Here is a 14,628-nt window from a genome sequence, read left to right as displayed (position 1 = left end):
TGCGGCAAGTGAATTCGCCAGATGATGACTGAATGTTTGCTGTTGAGGCCAACCTAAGCGCTCAGCACTGTTCCGGACAAGAAAAATGTGAGCAGGCGGATATCGGAGCGAAAATCGTGACCTGAGGCATGGCCGATTCGTGACCGCCTCGTTATCCGGCGATCGAGGTAGCGAAAAGCTTCACGCGCGACGCAACGTGGCTGCCAGATGATGTTGTAACGATTCACCGACCGCCGCCATGCGCAGCGTGTAGTCGATGACGTCGCCGGATTGCCGAATTGAGCGGCCGAGCGCGGTCACCGATTTCGCGGTGCCGCTGAGCCCGATATTCGTCGACTCGAATTCGACGCGAATCTCGTCGGAGGTGACGGTCAGGGCGCCTTCGCAGATTTCGGTGATACCCGTCGGATGCGCCAGGATCAGCTCGACGCGATCCGGTCGCGGACAGCGCAGGTACCCGGTTTCGGCGTGTAGCGGGCGATTGTCGTCGGCGGCGCGGGTGCGTTGCCGATAGGTGAGGAAAGGCCGGCCGATATGACCGAAGTGGATTTCCTCGAGGTAGTCGAACGGCTCGATCGTCGGGTACTCGCCGTGTCCGGTGCCGCGCCAGGTGCCCAGCAGTGGGGCCAGCGGTGCGATATCGGGATGGGGCGCGATGGGCGGCTGGGGTTCGACCACGGCGGTCAGCTTAAACCCATGGCCGAGATGATGTTTCCCGGCTCCCCGGTTTCTTACACGCTAAGGTGAGCGACGCCTGATGGGTGAGGGGCTGTGTTGTCGGAAGGGACAAGAATGCTGTACGGACACCGGGCCGATTCCGGTAACTGGCGCTCGCGCACGACCCTGTTGCGGATGTCGGCGCTCGCCACCGCTGTCGCGCTCGCCGCGGCCTGCTCGGACTCCGCGACCGGGACGGGCGAGGTCGGGTTGGACGGCAACCGTTATGTCGTGACCGCGCTGGCGTCCGGCGACGAGGGCGCGCACGCCGCGGTCACCGTGTCCGATCTGGTCAACGCGTGGGGGTTCAGCGATCGGCCCGGCGGCCATTTCCTCGTCGGCGCGGGCGGCAAGGCCTTCGGTTTCCTCGGCGATGTGCGCTCGGCGGCGAAACCGGAGCTGCACACGTTGTCCCAGGACGGATTCACGGCTATGACCGTGCCCGGTGTCGATGCCGACACCTCCGCCAACAGCGCGGGCACCGTGACCGGTGTGGTGGCGAATCCGGCGCCGCCGAACTCGGATGCGTTCGTGGTGCGCGATCAGCCGGTGCCGTTCGAGGGGGTGCCGCCGCTGCTGCTGACCGGCTCGGCGCGCAACATCATCGCGACCGATGCGGGCACGCTGGCCGCCTGGACCGATATCGCGCCCGACGGTGCCGTCATCCGGCACGACGGTCCGGCCAACCTGGTTTTCGACGGATCGGCGCAGAAGATGGCGTTCTACGGCATCGCCCTCGCACCCTCGGGGGACAAGCTGCTCGCCGCCGATTTCGGCGCCGAACCGCAGGTGCGCACGTTCGACAAGAACTGGCAGCTGGTGCCGACATCCGGGTTCGCCAATCCGTTCGCCACCGGCGAGGCTGTCGACGCCGAGAAACCGGAGCTCGGCCGCAAGGCGGTTCCGGGTGATCCGGCGCCGTTCAATGTCACCACCATCGGTGACCGTGTGTTCGTCTCGTACGCGGTGACCAGGCCCGATTCCGATGACGCCGAGAAGTTCGCGGTGGGCGAGCGCGCGGTGGCCGACGCCGACGGTGAAAGCGCTGCCGCGGGCAAGCCGGGTAAGGGCAAGGTCGCCGAGTTCGCCGCCGACGGTTCGCTGGTGCGCATCCTCGATGACGGCGGCAGGCTCAACGCGCCGTGGGCGGTCACCGTCACCCCGTCCACCTTCGGCCCGCTCAGCGGAAAATTGCTGATCGGCAATACCGCGGGCGTGGGCCACATCCTGGCCTACGACGACACCACCGGTGAGTTCGTCGACTACGTCCGGGATACCGGCGGCGCACCGCTGTCGGTGCCCGGCTTGCGCGGGCTCGAGTTCGGTGACGGCGCGTCGCTCGGAGATTCCGACGCGCTGTACCTGACCGCCGCCCCGACGCCGAAGACCGCGCACTTCTCCAGCATCCGCCTCAAGTGAGCCGTGGACTCGCCGAGTGGAACTCAGGAACCACTCGGCGAGTCGGGCACCGCGGGCTGCCTGCGTTCGGCCCAGCGCCACAGCGGCTCCAACGCCTCACCGAGTTCGGCCCCAGCCTCGGTGAGCTCATAGGACTTGTCCGCGTTTTTGGTCACCAGCCCCGCGGTCTGCAAACTCTGCAGCCGCGTCGACAGCATGCTCGACGAGCAATTGCCCATCCGCCTGCGCAATTCGAGAAACCCGAGCCTGCCCGGTTCCAGCTCCCAGATCACTCGCAGCACCCAGCGCTGACCGAGCAGGTCCATGGCGGCCAGCATCGGCGCGACGGTGGGATCATGTCGGCCGCGGGACGGCGTCGGCTCACTTGCGCTTCTCATTCAGAACCAGCATAGTGATTCTAAATCAGAAGCACGGGGTCGGGTTGTCGCGTGGACGGAAGGTAGGCGAGTGGGCGAAACCGAGGCGAAGGCCGGACGGCGCACGGTCGTGATCACAGGCGCGTCCCGTGGCATCGGCGCCGAGACGGCCCGGGTGCTGGCGGCCGGCGGCGACCACGTCGTCATCAACTACCGCGAGAAGCGCAAGCGGGCCGACGCGCTGGCGGCCGAGATCATCGCCGCCAGCGGGGCCGCGTCCACCGTCGGCGCCGATATCTGCGACGAATCCTCCGCGCAGGCGATGGTCGATGCGGTCGCCCAGCGGCACGGGCAGGTGGATGTGCTGGTGCTCAACGCCTCCGGCGGGCTGGAACGCGGTGCCGCACCCGAGTATCCGATGGCCATCAATAGAGACGCGCAGGTGCGTCTGGTGCGCTTGGCGTTGCCGCATATGCCTGCCGGTTCCCGGATCGTCTTCGTCACCAGCCATCAGGCGCATTTCCATGGCCGAAAGCCCGTGCCGGCCGACTACGAGCCCATCGCGGCGAGCAAGCGGGCCGGTGAGGACGCGTTGCGGGCGATGATCCCGGAACTGGCCGAGCGGGGGATTCGGCTGCTCGTCGTGTCCGGGGACATGATCGACGGCACCATCATCGTGCGGTTGTTGCAGCGGCGGGACCCGGCGGCCGTTTCGGCGCGCCGTGAGCAGGCCGAGCTGCCGACGATCGCCGAATTCGCCGAGGCGGTCGCGGCGGCGGCCTCCAGTACCGCGGAGTCCGGGACCACCACCTACGTCGGCGGGCCGGACTATCTGACGGGGCGATCCGCGTCCGTGCCGGCCTGAATCACCGCCGAAATCCGGCGAATCGGATGGACCACCGGTTCTGTGACACCGAGAGTTGCGGAAAACGATGACGGCCGCCGGGAAGTAGTGGACGCTATCGGGGTGAACGGTGCAGTGAGTCCGGGGCCGCGGCGACAGCCGGAGCCTGGCTCGCTACTGCGCCGCGAGCGCGTGCGGGTGCGGGTGCGGTGGTGCCGATGATCCCGAGCAAGGAACTCGTGCTCGCGGCCTGCCGAGGCCTCCCGCACGCCGATCATCCGATGCTCGACGCCGCCGGCGAGCTCACCCAGCTGCACGAGCAGCGCGAGCGCACCCCGGTGAGCGCGCTGGCGAAGCTGGATCGCCGACGCGGACAGCTGGTGCGGGCGATCGATCGCTGGGTGACGCTGGCGACGCCGATCCCGCACGGTTCGGCCCGGCTGCATTCGGAAACCGTCGGCAGCATCGTCGACCGGATGGCACAGCTGACCGTGCATGCGTTCGTGGCCTCGGCGCACGCTCCCGACACCGTGTACTACGACGCGTGGGTGCGGCTGCACGAGGTGGCCGACAGCTATCAGGACCTCATCGTCGAAGTGCTCGACGGCAATCGCCGACTGCCCGACGCCGCGGGGGAGTGGTGAGCGGGGACAGCCGCTATCGACCGCGGCCGAACAAGCGGAACGTCCGTTCCTTGCGCCGCGGCAGCGTCGCGTACACCATGGTCATCTCCGCGAACACCCCCGCATCGCGTTCGCGTTCGGGGCCGAAATCGTCGCGACCGAGCACATGCGCGACGGCACCCGGCGCCATCGACGACACCACCGAGGCCAGCGTCGGAGACAGCTCCGCGGCCGGCGCGTCGAGATCGCCGTGCCCGAGCAGCATATGGCCGACGGCGTGCAGCACGATGTGCTCGGCATTGCGGCCCGCTGCCGCAGCGTCGTAGACGATGATGTCGTCGTATTTGCGTGCGATCCACAACCCATTGCCGCCGCAACCGATATCGGCCAGTGCCGACCGATGGGCGGGCTGCAGCGACAGCGGCCTGCTCCGGTGCGCGGCCACCTGAGCGAGGTAGGCGTTCAGGTCCCACGGGTGCGGTAGCGGTACCGTCCGCGCCGCCTCACCCAACCGGGCTTCCATGCTGTTCATCGTCGAACACGTTACCGATCAGGCCTTGTCTCGTCACCTTCGTGGCAGGCAGTGCAGCGTCGGTCCCTGAGCGTATCTTCGGCCTCGAAATCGCTGGGTAGAAAGTGTTTTCGGGTCACAGGCCTGCTGCGCCGAGGCAGCGTGCCGACGGTGGCGGGCGCGCGGGCAGTGGGAATTCACACCCCGAACGGATCCGTCCACCACGCCGTGACCGCGAAGTGATGGCCGCGAGCGCCCGAACGGAGGACGATGAGCGGGTGTCGAGCTCAGGACCGTGGCGGTGAGCGCACCGGCCGGTATCCGGACGGCGGCGCGCGCCGGCGCCGTCCGGCAGTGGTGGGTGCTCACCCGGCGGCTGATCCGTCCGTCGTGGCGCAACGGCGAACTGCTGACCGCGGTGCTCGCGCCGACGGTGTTCACCCTCGGCTTCTATGTGCCGCTGAACCTGGTGATGAGCTTCTACGGTCACGGCCTCAGCAGCTACGCGCAGTTCCTGATGCCGATGATCGTGATGCAGTCGGTGGCCTTCTGCGCCGGCTCGGCCGCGTTACGCGCGGCGACGGACGCCCGAGACGGTTTGGACGCCAGGTTCGGTTCCATGCCCATCGCCGCGACGGTGCCGCTGGCCGCGCGGATGGCGGCCGCGCTGTACCGCACCGCGGTGTCGCTGGCCGCGGCGGTGGTGTGCGGCACGGTGATCGGGTTCCGGTTCTACGGCAGCTGGTGGCACACGGCCGGTTTCGTCGTGCTCGCCTTGCTGATCGCGGCGGCGTTCGCGCTCGGCGCGGACTGGCTGGGGCGGCTCACCCGCAATCCGGAGGCGACCACCCAGTTCCTGGTGTTGCCGCAGCTGATCCTCGGCATGGTGTCGACCGGGTTCGCTCCGGCCGAGCAATTCCCGTCCTGGATCCAGGGTTTCGCCACCTACCAGCCGATATCCCGGTTCATCGATGCCCTGCGCGCGCTGGCCGGCGACTCGACGGGCAACGCGGGCGCGGTGGACTGGCCGATCATGGGACCCGCCCTGGCCTGGGTGTGCGGGCTGATGCTGGTATTCGGCGGCCTGGCCGTCGCGGAATCGGTGCGCAGGCGATGACCACCCAGACGCCGGACCCCATCGGTGTGCGCGGGCTGCCCGTGGTCACCGGCACCACCGAAACCCTTCGCCTGCTGGTGCCGCACACCCTGATCCAGACCCAGCGGCTGCTGCTGCGCTGGTGGCGCGATCCGCTGACGCTCATGCAGTCGCTGCTGTTCCCGGCCTTGCTGCTGGTGATGTTGCAGACCGTGCTCGGTCGCCAGATCTCGGCGTTCTCCGGCGCCAGCGCGCTCTACGGCTCGGTGCCGATGGTGGCGCTGGTCGGGGTGATGTCGGGGTCGCTGGCCGGTGCGATCACCCTCGGCCGCGAACGCGACGCCGGGCTGCTGGCCCGATTCTGGGTGCTCCCGGTGCACCGGGCCTCCGGGCTCGCGGCCCGGATCGTCGCCGAGGGCGTGCGCATCCTGACCTGCACGGTGGTGCTGTTCGCGGTCGGGGTGGTACTGGGATTCCGGTTCGAGCAGGGTTTCGCGGCAGCGGTGGCGCTGCTGGGGGTGCCACTGCTGTTCGGGCTCGCCTTCGCCACGGTGGTCACCACCGTCGCGGTGTTCGGGGCGAGAACGGCGGTAGTGGAGGCGATCTCGCTGGGCTCGTCGATGATGATGTTCTTCAGCACCGGATTCGTGCCGCTGGCCGCCTACCCCGGATGGGCGCGCCCGATCGTGGAGTACCAGCCGATGAGCCACGCCATCAACGCCATGCGCGGACTGTCGCTGGGCGGGCCGGTGCGCGAGCCGTTGCTGGCGACGCTGGCCTGGTCGGTGGGTGCGATCCTGGTGTTCGCGATCCCCGCGGCCATCGGCTACCGCCGGGCCAGCCGGCGTTAGCTCAGGGCGCTCGCGGCCTCGGAGATCAGGGCCGCCGAATCGCGGGGACTCAATGCCATGGCGCGCAGCTGATCGAAGATGACGCCGAAGCGGCGGATCTCGTTGTGCCCCTCGATCAGCGCGTCGCCGGCGATGCCCTCGACATACACCAGTTCCGGATCGGCGGGATCATGGAAATCCAGCAGGGTGAACGCGCCTGCCATGCCCGGATGGGCGCCCGCGTCGAACGGCAGGATCTGCAGGATCACGTTCTTCTTCAACACCTCTTCCAGCAGCCGGTGCAGCTGCCCGCGCATGATCTCCGGCCCGCCGACCACCCGCCGGATGGCGGCCTCGTCCAGCACCACCCACAACTCCAGCGGATCGTCCTTGGTGAGCACCGCGGCACGGTCCATCCGAGCGCGGGCCCGGCGTTCCATCACCGCGGCGTCGACCTTGGGCATCGTCGTGTCGATCACCGCCAACGCGTACTGCTCGGTCTGCAGCAGGCCTGGCACGTAGGAGGTCTGGTAGTGCCGCGCCGACAGCGCCACGGACTCGAAATTGATATATGCCGCATAGACTTCGGTGAGGCTGGCCTCGTACGGGCGCGACATTCCGGGCTTCTGCGCATCGCTGAGCAATTCCAGCGCGTCCTTGCGGCGGGCCTCGTCGACGCCGTACAGGTCCAGCATCGTCAACAGGGTGCGCCGTTGCGGCCGCGCCTGCGCGCGCTCGATCCGGTACAGCGTGGTCACATTGATCCCGGTCTTGGCGCTGACTTCTTCCTTGGTGAGATTCGCCTGCTCACGCATCTCGGTCAGCAGCACCGACAGCCGCCGCAGGCCCGCGGTGAGGATCGTGCGCTTGCCCGCCATGACAACCCCTTCGCTGCGCACCCGCATCGGGTCGCGTCATCGTTCCCGGCTCGTAGCGCGTCCGGCACCCACCGGGCCGAGCCGCTCCGCCGCCGGCCCCAGACGCGTGTTGTCTCGAATCTACGACGTCGGAAGCGGTTCTACGAGCGTATGGGCAGATACGGCGGACGGATCCGCGAGTCGGCCCGATGCCGCGGCACCGGCGGGCTCAGCTGTGCGGTACGTGGCCGGGCCGGTCGTGCCGGGTCTTCGGCGACCCGACCTGACCGGTATGGCCGGCCAGCAGCTCGGCGAACGGCGTCGGTGTGGCGAGGGTATTTCCCGAATGGCGTTGCCTGCGCGGTTGCTCTTGCACGAATCCGCCGACGGCGTTCTGTTCGGCGACGACGAGCGTCGCGAATTCCGCCGCCGCGCGGCGCACCCGCTCAGTGAGCCCGGTCGATCCGAAATCCTCGGTGGCCGCGAAGATCCCGGTAGGCGTGACGACGGCGCGCAGGTAGGTGAACAGCGGACGCATGGCATGGTCGAGCACCAGCGAATGCCGCGGTGTGCCCGCGGTGGCCGCGATCAGCACCGGCATGCCGTTGAGCGCCTCGGGATCGAGGACGTCGATGAACATCTTGAACAGGCCGCTGTAGCTTGCGGCGAATACCGGCGTGACGGCGATGACGCCGTCGGCGGCCGACACCTTCGCCCTGACCTCGGCGATCGCTGCCGTCGGCAGACCACCGGTGATGGTGGTGGTCGCCAATTCGGTGGCCAGCTCGCGCAGTTCGACCACCTCGAACTCGACGGCCTCACCGCGTGCGGTCACCGCCGCCGAGACGGCATCGGCCAGCTGATCGGCCAGCAACCTGCTCGACGACGGCTGCGACAGCCCGGCGGTGAGGACCACTACTCGTCGTGTCATCGCTTCACTCCTCGCTCGCTGCGGCGAGCACGCGTTCGCGCGCGGGCTCGACCAGGTGATGCGGTGCCTGCGGACCGGCCGCCACCAGGCTCGCGTGGGTGGGCGGATCGCTGGGCACATGCGCGGGACGACGCGTCTCGAACTCCCGGCGCAGCGTGGGCACCACCTCGCGGCCAAGGATCTCGATCTGCTCGAGCACCACCTCGAGCGGCAGTCCGGCATGGTCGAGCAGGAACAGCTGACGTTGATAGTCGCCGACATTGTCGGCGAAGCCGAGGGTCCGCTCGATCACCTGCTCGGGTGTGCCCACCGTCAACGGCGTGAGCTCGGTGAACTCCTCCAGCGACGGGCCGTGCCCATAGACCGGCGCGTTGTCGAAGTAGGGGCGGAAGAACTTCTTGGCCGCGGCCTCGGTGTCGGCCATGAACACCTGACCGCCCAGACCGACGATGGCCTGATCGGCGCTGCCATGGCCGTAATGCTCGAAGCGCTGCCGGTACAGCGCCACCATCTGCGCGGTGTGCTCCTTGTTCCAGAAGATGTTGTTGTGGAAGAAGCCGTCACCGTAGTAGGCGGCCTGTTCGGCGATCTCCGGGGAGCGGATCGAGCCGTGCCAGACGAACGGGGGAGTCTGATCCAGCGGCGCCGGCGTCGAGGTGAAGCCCTGCAACGGTGTGCGGAACTTGCCCTGCCAGTCGACCTTCGGTTCCCGCCACAGCGTGCGCAGCAGGTGGTAGTTCTCCACCGCCAGCGGGATGCCGTCGCGGATGTCCTTGCCGAACCACGGATAAACCGGTCCGGTGTTGCCGCGGCCGAGCATCAGATCCACCCGGCCGTCGGCCAGGTGTTGCAGCATGGCGTAATCCTCGGCGATCTTCACCGGATCATTGGTGGTGATCAGAGTGGTCGCGGTGGACAGCCGCAGGTTCTCGGTGCGGGCGGCGATATAGCCGAGCATCGTCGTCGGCGAGGACGGGACGAACGGCGGGTTGTGGTGTTCACCGGTGGCGAAGACGTCGAGCCCGACCTCCTCGGCCTTCAGGGCGATCGCCACCATGGCCTTGATCCGTTCGGCCTCGCTCGGGGCGCGGCCGGTCGTGGGGTCGACGGTGACGTCCCCGACGGTGAAGATTCCGAACTGCACGATGCCCTCCTCCTCTCGTCCACCGAGTTGGTGGACATGGCAACCAAGGGAACGCGGCCGGTCGCCGGGCTATTCCCGGGCGCTGCCCGCCCCGCGATTCCCGGCCGCGACCGATCCGCCGACCGCCCCGATGACGGCCCCGACCGGCCGAACGCCCGGTGTTAGGGTCGACACATGAGCATGGCTCGCCGCGAACGACAGGCCCTGGCCGAGGCGATGATCGCCGCCGGGCCCGAGGCGCCCACCCTGTGCGGGGAATGGACCGTGCGCGATCTGGCCGCCCATCTGGTCGTTCGCGAACGCCGCCCGGACGCGGCGCCCGGCATCCTGATCGACCGGCTGGCCGGCTACACCGACCGCGTCCAGGCGAAAGCCGCCCAGCGCTCGTTCCCGGACCTCATCGAGCAGGTGCGCACCGGCCCGCCGTGGTGGTCGCCGCTGCGCCCCGTCGACGCCCTGGTGAACCTCTCCGAGATGTTCATCCACCACGAGGACGTCCGCCGGGCCGCGGACGAATGGGACCCCCGCGAGCTGCCCGCCGCCGATCAGGACCAGCTCTGGAAGCTGCTCACCCGCACCGCGCGCATGTCCTACCGCAACTGCCCGGTCGCGGTCGTGCTCGAAACCCCCGACGGCCGCCGGATCACCGCCCGCCCCGGTGCCGACGAGGTCGTGCTGTGCGGCGAACCCGCCGAACTGCTGCTGCACGCCTTCGGGCGGGACCGGGTGCGGATCGAGGCCGCCGGCGAAACCGTGGCGGTCGAGGCCGCGCTGACCTGTGACCGGAGTGTGTGAGGCGCCAACGGCGCACTGAGCCGCCGCATCTCGCTCTCCTGAACGAGTGTGGCCCCCAAGCGCAGGGTTGAGAGCCACACCAGCTCGAGGAGAATTGCGTGACGCGGGCGCCTGGGAGACTCAGCCGGCGCTGAAGTATCCAGGATCAGCGCCCGCCACAGCGTCCACGAGTGCCTGCTTGTAGTCGCGTCCAGGTGCGAACAGCGGGGCGCCCGGGATGGCCGGAATCTGGAATGCGCTCAAGAGGGTGGGGAACTCGCCCTGGAGTTCTGCCCAACATTCAGCCAACCTGATCTCTATTTCCCGGGCACGCTCCTGCGTGAGGATGCCTCGGGCGGTGTACCACAGGCCGTTGTGCCGTATCCGGTCGAGTGCATAGGCCTCGGCGAGAAGCAGTATGAGCTCTTTTGCGCTGCGATCGTCGGTTTCGTCGGCCGAGGCGACAAGGGCTGTCACCGCGAGGCGCTCGGCCGTGGCGGTCGTCAGTTGGATCGCTGCGGAATTTCGGCCCATGACCGCGCCCGCAGCCGTGGCGTCGCCGGTAGCCAGTCCATCGGCGATTGCTCGTGCTCGCCGGCCGAGCACATCGACATACCAGGGCATTTCACGCGGCGTCCCCGGTAGCTCCAACCCGGCCAGGTCGCTGCCGGCGCTAGCCGCGACCACCTGCAGGATTTGGTTCTCGCCTTCCGCGGTGATGATGGCCTCGAGGTTGCCGATCCAATCGACCATGCGGTTGCTGCGCAAGATGCCCTGGCTGGCCGTGCGCCATCGGCAGACCTTCAAGACGTCGTGGGCGGTATAGGACAGCAATGGTTTGGCAAGCATGGCGAAAACGACGTTCTGCGCCCCGGCGGGGTCGGCGGACACCATATCGCGGATACGTCGACCCAAAGCGCTGGTGGCATACGTTGCCGCCAGCGCTGGCATCAGATCCGCACCGACGTTGTCGCGTGCCATCATGACCGTCCCGGTCCCCGACATACGCTGGGATGCGTAGTGATACGCGCCCACGAGGCCGGCGCGGGCGCTTGTGATCGCGGCGGTGGCGAGGTCGAGTCGGCCTTGGCTGAGGATCGCGATGACCTTGGAGAAGCGTTCGCGCTTCGACACGCGGCACTCGAATCGACCATCGGGCGTCATCTGCGCCATGGATCCCCCCAGCAGCGCATCACGGGGAACCCAGAAGCGGGCAAAGCGGATCAGGGCATGATCCATCGGGCCTGACGACTTGTCGGGCAAGCGGAATATCCGGACGCCATCTGCTGGGCCGTCAGCGGTCCGTAGTCGTGTCAAGAAGGGCAGCACACCCTCGTCGTGTCCGTCGACAAAGAGGCGAGCAGTGATGACAAAGGTTTTCGGGGTCGAAGGGTCTCCGACGTTGGGCATGTATTTGCACGCCCCCGGCGTCGGCGAGTTCAGCCAAAACCCGTCCGTGGCGGGATCCCACGTCGCAGTCGTTTGGTGGTCTGCGCCGTTCGTTCCATCGAGTTCGGTAAGGCCGAGGCCCCCGACCGTGGCTCCGGTGTTCAACTCGGCCAGGCATTGCCGCTGATACGCGGAACCGTTGCCGAGCGTGCGGATGGCATTGGTGGACAAGTCGATGTGTCCGGTCAGGATGAGAAACATTCGCGGTGCGAGCACCTGGGCCCAGTCGCAGAATGCACCGCGAGTCTGGGCGTCGGAGGCGAGATCGACGGCCGTTGCGCCGATTGCCGGGAGAGCTTTGCGAAGCAGGCCTGGAGCGAGTTCGGCTTCTTGGGAGTGCCTGAGGTCGGGCCTCGGCCGGTCGTCCAGTTCGATGAGGGCGTCGCGAATACGAAGGTGAAGATCCCGGTGTTCGCCGAATATCACTCGTTGCAGTGCCTCATCTACTGTCGTGTTTTCCTCGGCCGACGGATCGATCGCGAAAACATGAGCATCTGAAATTGTCATACAACTCACCCACTACCTCTGCCCGGCCCACTGTCTGCGCCGAACCTCGTTTCTACTACTTACCCACCGATCTGCTACCCGACATACGGAACGGGTTGCGTCGGTGAGAATTTGGCCGGTAGCCCCTCGAGGGCGCGGTGGAACGGACCGGGCCGCCAGAGCATCTGACCGGACGGGAAATCGGGAGAAAGGTCGGGTATGTGGTCGAACAATTGATCGATCGCCTCATGCGCGGTATATCGGGCCACGCGCTGTGCGGCTTCTGGGCATGTGTGCGGGCCCAAACCGAACGCGAGATTGTGACGTGCCTCGGTGAAGTCGCCCGTGTTCACTTCTGGGCTCGAGGTGCACGCCGCCATGCTGGTGATGACCGGTTGGTTTGCAGGCAGCCAGACGCTTGTCGTTTCCCCGTCTTTGGGGAAGTCGATGAGCTGCGGACCGCGGGGGTACACGACGCAGTAGTTGGCGAGCGGCGGTTCGTTGTGCAGCGTCTCTTCGAGCGCGGTCAGCGTACTCAGCTGAGGGCTGTCGATCGTCGTGAGATACCGGGAATCGGTCATCATCAGATACAACGTATTTGCGATCCAGTTCTTCGGAATCTCCGACCCAGCCGAGAAGAACGTCAGCATATGGCTGACGAACTCGATGTCATCGAGTTCGGCCGGGTGCTGGAGAAGCCGCGATGCGATATCGTCGGCGCTTTGAGTGCTTTTCAAGCGAGCAAGCTCGGTAAACGTATCCGCAAAGCTCTGGTTCACTGTTTGGGCAGTGTCGGGATCGACGCCCTCGAAAAGTATCGCCGAGGCGGCGGCCACTCTTTCGCCCAGATGCGCCGGGCAGCCGACGATCGAGGTCAGCACCTCGAATGCGAGTGGTTCCGCGTACTCCTTGAGTAGATCGACTCGCCCCCGGCCGATGAACTGGTTGATCAACCGATTGGAGATGACCTTGACCGTCTGGCGCACCTCCTCGAGGTCGACTCCGGCCAAGGCGTAGTTGGCTGCGCCGCGGTGGCGGCTGTGGTCCATGCCGTCGTTGAAAAGGGCGTTCGGTCGCCATTCCAGCATCCCCATGATCGGTGCGTGGCGCTGCACCTCTGTCAAGGTTGCTTGCCATCGGCGCGGATCGGAGGAGAAGTGTGCTGTGTCGCCCAGGATGCTTCTGGCCGTGTGGTAGCCGATCACCAGGGTCGCTGGGATGTCTGGCCAGATCTCCACCGGGACAACGCTGCCGTAACGCTCACGCATCTGTCGGTAGTGACCATGTGGGTCGGCCGCGAAGGCTTGGGTGTAGATGGGGATTCGCGGGCCGAGATCGTCGATGTTCGTCACGGCTGCGGACGTTGGGTACTGCACCCCGAGATCTCCTTGGCTGAGCGGGTGATGGATTGAGCTGCGGCGCGCACGTTTCCTGGTGCCGGCCGGGTTCCGATGATCGGGTCTGAATCGGTGGTCACCGGTTGTGCGCACGGGTAGGTTTCAGCGCGCAGGTGTCGTAGTGCTGACGTGTGGTACCGGGGTCGCGGGCTCACAGCAGTTCCTCCGGTCAAACGTCAACACAACACCAGCATGAAACGTGCAACCACATGCCGTGGTTGGGTTGCCGCGAGGTCACCGACTCGGCGGGAGTCAGTAAATGTGCATCGCGGGAACCGAATTGGGCACCCCGGGGATACTACTCGTTACCTACTCGAGGCCGCAGGCCTAAGCGTTTACCTACCCGCGGGTAGCGAGGTGGCTGCCAGGGGGCTTGCGTAGGGCGTTGGAGCGATGACGGTCGAGTTGCCATAGCCGTTCCGACCCGGCTGTGGACGGATAGCGCGGACTTAGCTGCTGCTCAGCGGGGGTTCCGGGCATGATGCCGAGCAGTTGGAGGAGGACTGGTAGTCCTGTCGTCGCCAGGCCTGGTCGTCGTGTACGAGGCGTCAGACCAACCGCCCGGTACGCACAAAGTAGTTCGCAATATTGCGTTCTGGGGTCTTGTGTTCTTGCATCGGTAAGTGCAAAATCTGCCTATCCTTGTTGTGAACAAGCGATCCGATCCGGATAACCGAACAGAGAGCCAATCATGTTGGTACAAAGTGTGATGGTGTCGGGTGAGTTCGGGGTGTGGGGATGAGCGCGCCGACGGTGGGGGTTCTGCCGACGGCGCCGCAATTGCTGTGTGCCTTCCAGGGGCGGCGGTTCCAGGACCGCGAGATGTTGCGCTCGGCGCATGCGCTGGTCGAACTGCACGAGCGGCGCGCCCAACTGCGTGATACCGCGTTGGTGGCCGAAATCGACTGTCGCAGGGTTGAACTCGTCGACGACATCAACGAGTGGATCACCCAGGAGGTGCCGCAGCATCGCAACGGCGCCACCCTGCACACCGAGAGCCTCGGGGCGGTGATCGACCGGATGGCGCGCAGCTGGGTCAACGCCAATCAGGCCATCGATACCAATGGTGCGCGCAGCGACAACACGCACAAGCACTGGTACCACCTGGCCGAACTGGTCGACGGCTACACCGATTTGATCGCCGAGGTGACCGGCGGCCGTCGGCGGTTGCCGGAGCAGTAACGCCGCGGCCGC

Annotated in this window: 15 protein-coding genes; 7 read left to right on the top strand and 8 right to left on the bottom strand. The window is 66.9% G+C overall.

Annotated features, from left to right (window positions below; all coding sequences use genetic code 11):
* Window positions 1-180: 180 nt before the first annotated feature.
* Entirely contained in the window at window positions 181-678 is a 498-nt protein-coding gene (locus AC4HOU_RS05630; RefSeq protein ID WP_194990236.1) for a peroxynitrite isomerase, read from the bottom strand.
* Between the two features lie 114 nt (window positions 679-792).
* On the opposite strand from AC4HOU_RS05630, the gene AC4HOU_RS05625 reads away from it, so the two are divergent.
* Complete coding sequence (locus AC4HOU_RS05625; protein ID WP_194990237.1) at window positions 793-2,136, top strand: TIGR03118 family protein; 1,344 nt, start codon at window positions 793-795, stop codon at window positions 2,134-2,136.
* Window positions 2,137-2,159: 23 nt separating this feature from the next.
* On the opposite strand, the gene AC4HOU_RS05620 is transcribed toward AC4HOU_RS05625, so the two are convergent.
* Window positions 2,160-2,513 (bottom strand): winged helix-turn-helix transcriptional regulator, encoded by a 354-nt coding sequence (locus tag AC4HOU_RS05620; protein ID WP_228806315.1) that lies wholly within the window; start codon window positions 2,511-2,513, stop codon window positions 2,160-2,162.
* A 70-nt stretch (window positions 2,514-2,583) separates the two neighbouring features.
* Here AC4HOU_RS05620 and AC4HOU_RS05615 point away from each other — a divergent pair, with 70 nt between their 5' ends.
* Both AC4HOU_RS05615 and AC4HOU_RS05610 read left to right on the top strand, forming a co-directional pair.
* Window positions 2,584-3,357: an SDR family oxidoreductase gene (locus tag AC4HOU_RS05615; RefSeq protein ID WP_194990238.1), complete on the top strand. Its 774-nt coding sequence runs from the start codon at window positions 2,584-2,586 to the stop codon at window positions 3,355-3,357.
* Between the two features lie 197 nt (window positions 3,358-3,554).
* Complete coding sequence (locus AC4HOU_RS05610) at window positions 3,555-3,980, top strand: DUF4254 domain-containing protein (protein ID WP_163811707.1); 426 nt, start codon at window positions 3,555-3,557, stop codon at window positions 3,978-3,980.
* A 13-nt stretch (window positions 3,981-3,993) separates the two neighbouring features.
* On the opposite strand, the gene AC4HOU_RS05605 is transcribed toward AC4HOU_RS05610, so the two are convergent.
* Complete coding sequence (locus AC4HOU_RS05605; protein WP_228806316.1) at window positions 3,994-4,491, bottom strand: hypothetical protein; 498 nt, start codon at window positions 4,489-4,491, stop codon at window positions 3,994-3,996.
* Window positions 4,492-4,771: 280 nt separating this feature from the next.
* Between AC4HOU_RS05605 and AC4HOU_RS05600 the strand changes: the two genes are divergently transcribed.
* On the top strand, window positions 4,772-5,587 hold the full coding sequence (locus tag AC4HOU_RS05600; RefSeq protein ID WP_194990239.1) for an ABC transporter permease: 816 nt from the start codon (window positions 4,772-4,774) through the stop codon (window positions 5,585-5,587).
* Complete coding sequence (locus AC4HOU_RS05595) at window positions 5,584-6,417, top strand: ABC transporter permease (RefSeq protein ID WP_195007021.1); 834 nt, start codon at window positions 5,584-5,586, stop codon at window positions 6,415-6,417. Before AC4HOU_RS05600 ends, AC4HOU_RS05595 begins: the two co-directional genes overlap by 4 nt.
* Here the strand turns inward: AC4HOU_RS05595 and AC4HOU_RS05590 are convergent.
* From AC4HOU_RS05590 to AC4HOU_RS05580, 3 genes are all read right to left on the bottom strand, one after another.
* Window positions 6,414-7,274 carry a helix-turn-helix domain-containing protein gene (locus AC4HOU_RS05590; protein WP_138447223.1) on the bottom strand — a complete coding sequence of 287 codons (861 nt, stop codon included), beginning with the start codon at window positions 7,272-7,274 and terminating at the stop codon, window positions 6,414-6,416. The genes AC4HOU_RS05595 and AC4HOU_RS05590 overlap by 4 nt on opposite strands.
* 208 nt (window positions 7,275-7,482) lie before the next feature.
* Window positions 7,483-8,184 carry an FMN reductase gene (locus AC4HOU_RS05585; protein ID WP_194989672.1) on the bottom strand — a complete coding sequence of 234 codons (702 nt, stop codon included), beginning with the start codon at window positions 8,182-8,184 and terminating at the stop codon, window positions 7,483-7,485.
* 4 nt (window positions 8,185-8,188) lie between these two features.
* The gene (locus AC4HOU_RS05580) at window positions 8,189-9,328 is read right to left on the bottom strand and encodes an LLM class flavin-dependent oxidoreductase (protein WP_163811716.1); all 1,140 of its coding nucleotides are present in this window, start codon (window positions 9,326-9,328) and stop codon (window positions 8,189-8,191) included.
* 174 nt (window positions 9,329-9,502) lie between these two features.
* Between AC4HOU_RS05580 and AC4HOU_RS05575 the strand changes: the two genes are divergently transcribed.
* On the top strand, window positions 9,503-10,123 hold the full coding sequence (locus AC4HOU_RS05575; protein ID WP_194989673.1) for a TIGR03085 family metal-binding protein: 621 nt from the start codon (window positions 9,503-9,505) through the stop codon (window positions 10,121-10,123).
* A 120-nt stretch (window positions 10,124-10,243) separates the two neighbouring features.
* Here AC4HOU_RS05575 and AC4HOU_RS05570 read toward each other — a convergent pair whose 3' ends face one another.
* Both AC4HOU_RS05570 and AC4HOU_RS05565 read right to left on the bottom strand, forming a co-directional pair.
* Entirely contained in the window at window positions 10,244-12,058 is a 1,815-nt protein-coding gene (locus AC4HOU_RS05570; protein ID WP_194989674.1) for an acyl-CoA dehydrogenase family protein, read from the bottom strand.
* A 74-nt stretch (window positions 12,059-12,132) separates the two neighbouring features.
* The gene (locus tag AC4HOU_RS05565) at window positions 12,133-13,389 is read right to left on the bottom strand and encodes a cytochrome P450 family protein (protein ID WP_280212451.1); all 1,257 of its coding nucleotides are present in this window, start codon (window positions 13,387-13,389) and stop codon (window positions 12,133-12,135) included.
* 867 nt (window positions 13,390-14,256) lie between these two features.
* On the opposite strand from AC4HOU_RS05565, the gene AC4HOU_RS05560 reads away from it, so the two are divergent.
* Window positions 14,257-14,616, top strand: coding sequence for a DUF4254 domain-containing protein (locus AC4HOU_RS05560; protein WP_163811998.1), 360 nt, complete (start codon window positions 14,257-14,259; stop codon window positions 14,614-14,616).
* Window positions 14,617-14,628 lie beyond the last annotated feature (12 nt).

This window comes from Nocardia sp. JCM 38205 (assembly GCF_058222935.1).
The sequence above is the reverse complement of the archived record's forward strand: the minus strand, read 5'-3'. Positions and strand labels throughout refer to the sequence as shown.

Excerpts from the sequence above, each read along its gene's own strand:
- AC4HOU_RS05625 (WP_194990237.1), top strand. The coding sequence starts at position 793 with ATGCTGTACGGACACCGGGCCGATTCCGGTAACTGGCGCTCGCGCACG.
- AC4HOU_RS05620 (WP_228806315.1), bottom strand. The coding sequence starts at position 2,513 with ATGAGAAGCGCAAGTGAGCCGACGCCGTCCCGCGGCCGACATGATCCC.
- AC4HOU_RS05610 (WP_163811707.1), top strand. The coding sequence starts at position 3,555 with ATGATCCCGAGCAAGGAACTCGTGCTCGCGGCCTGCCGAGGCCTCCCG.
- AC4HOU_RS05605 (WP_228806316.1), bottom strand. The coding sequence starts at position 4,491 with ATGAACAGCATGGAAGCCCGGTTGGGTGAGGCGGCGCGGACGGTACCG.
- AC4HOU_RS05595 (WP_195007021.1), top strand. The coding sequence starts at position 5,584 with ATGACCACCCAGACGCCGGACCCCATCGGTGTGCGCGGGCTGCCCGTG.
- AC4HOU_RS05590 (WP_138447223.1), bottom strand. The coding sequence starts at position 7,274 with ATGGCGGGCAAGCGCACGATCCTCACCGCGGGCCTGCGGCGGCTGTCG.
- AC4HOU_RS05585 (WP_194989672.1), bottom strand. The coding sequence starts at position 8,184 with ATGACACGACGAGTAGTGGTCCTCACCGCCGGGCTGTCGCAGCCGTCG.
- AC4HOU_RS05575 (WP_194989673.1), top strand. The coding sequence starts at position 9,503 with ATGAGCATGGCTCGCCGCGAACGACAGGCCCTGGCCGAGGCGATGATC.
- AC4HOU_RS05570 (WP_194989674.1), bottom strand. The coding sequence starts at position 12,058 with ATGACAATTTCAGATGCTCATGTTTTCGCGATCGATCCGTCGGCCGAG.
- AC4HOU_RS05560 (WP_163811998.1), top strand. The coding sequence starts at position 14,257 with ATGTTGCGCTCGGCGCATGCGCTGGTCGAACTGCACGAGCGGCGCGCC.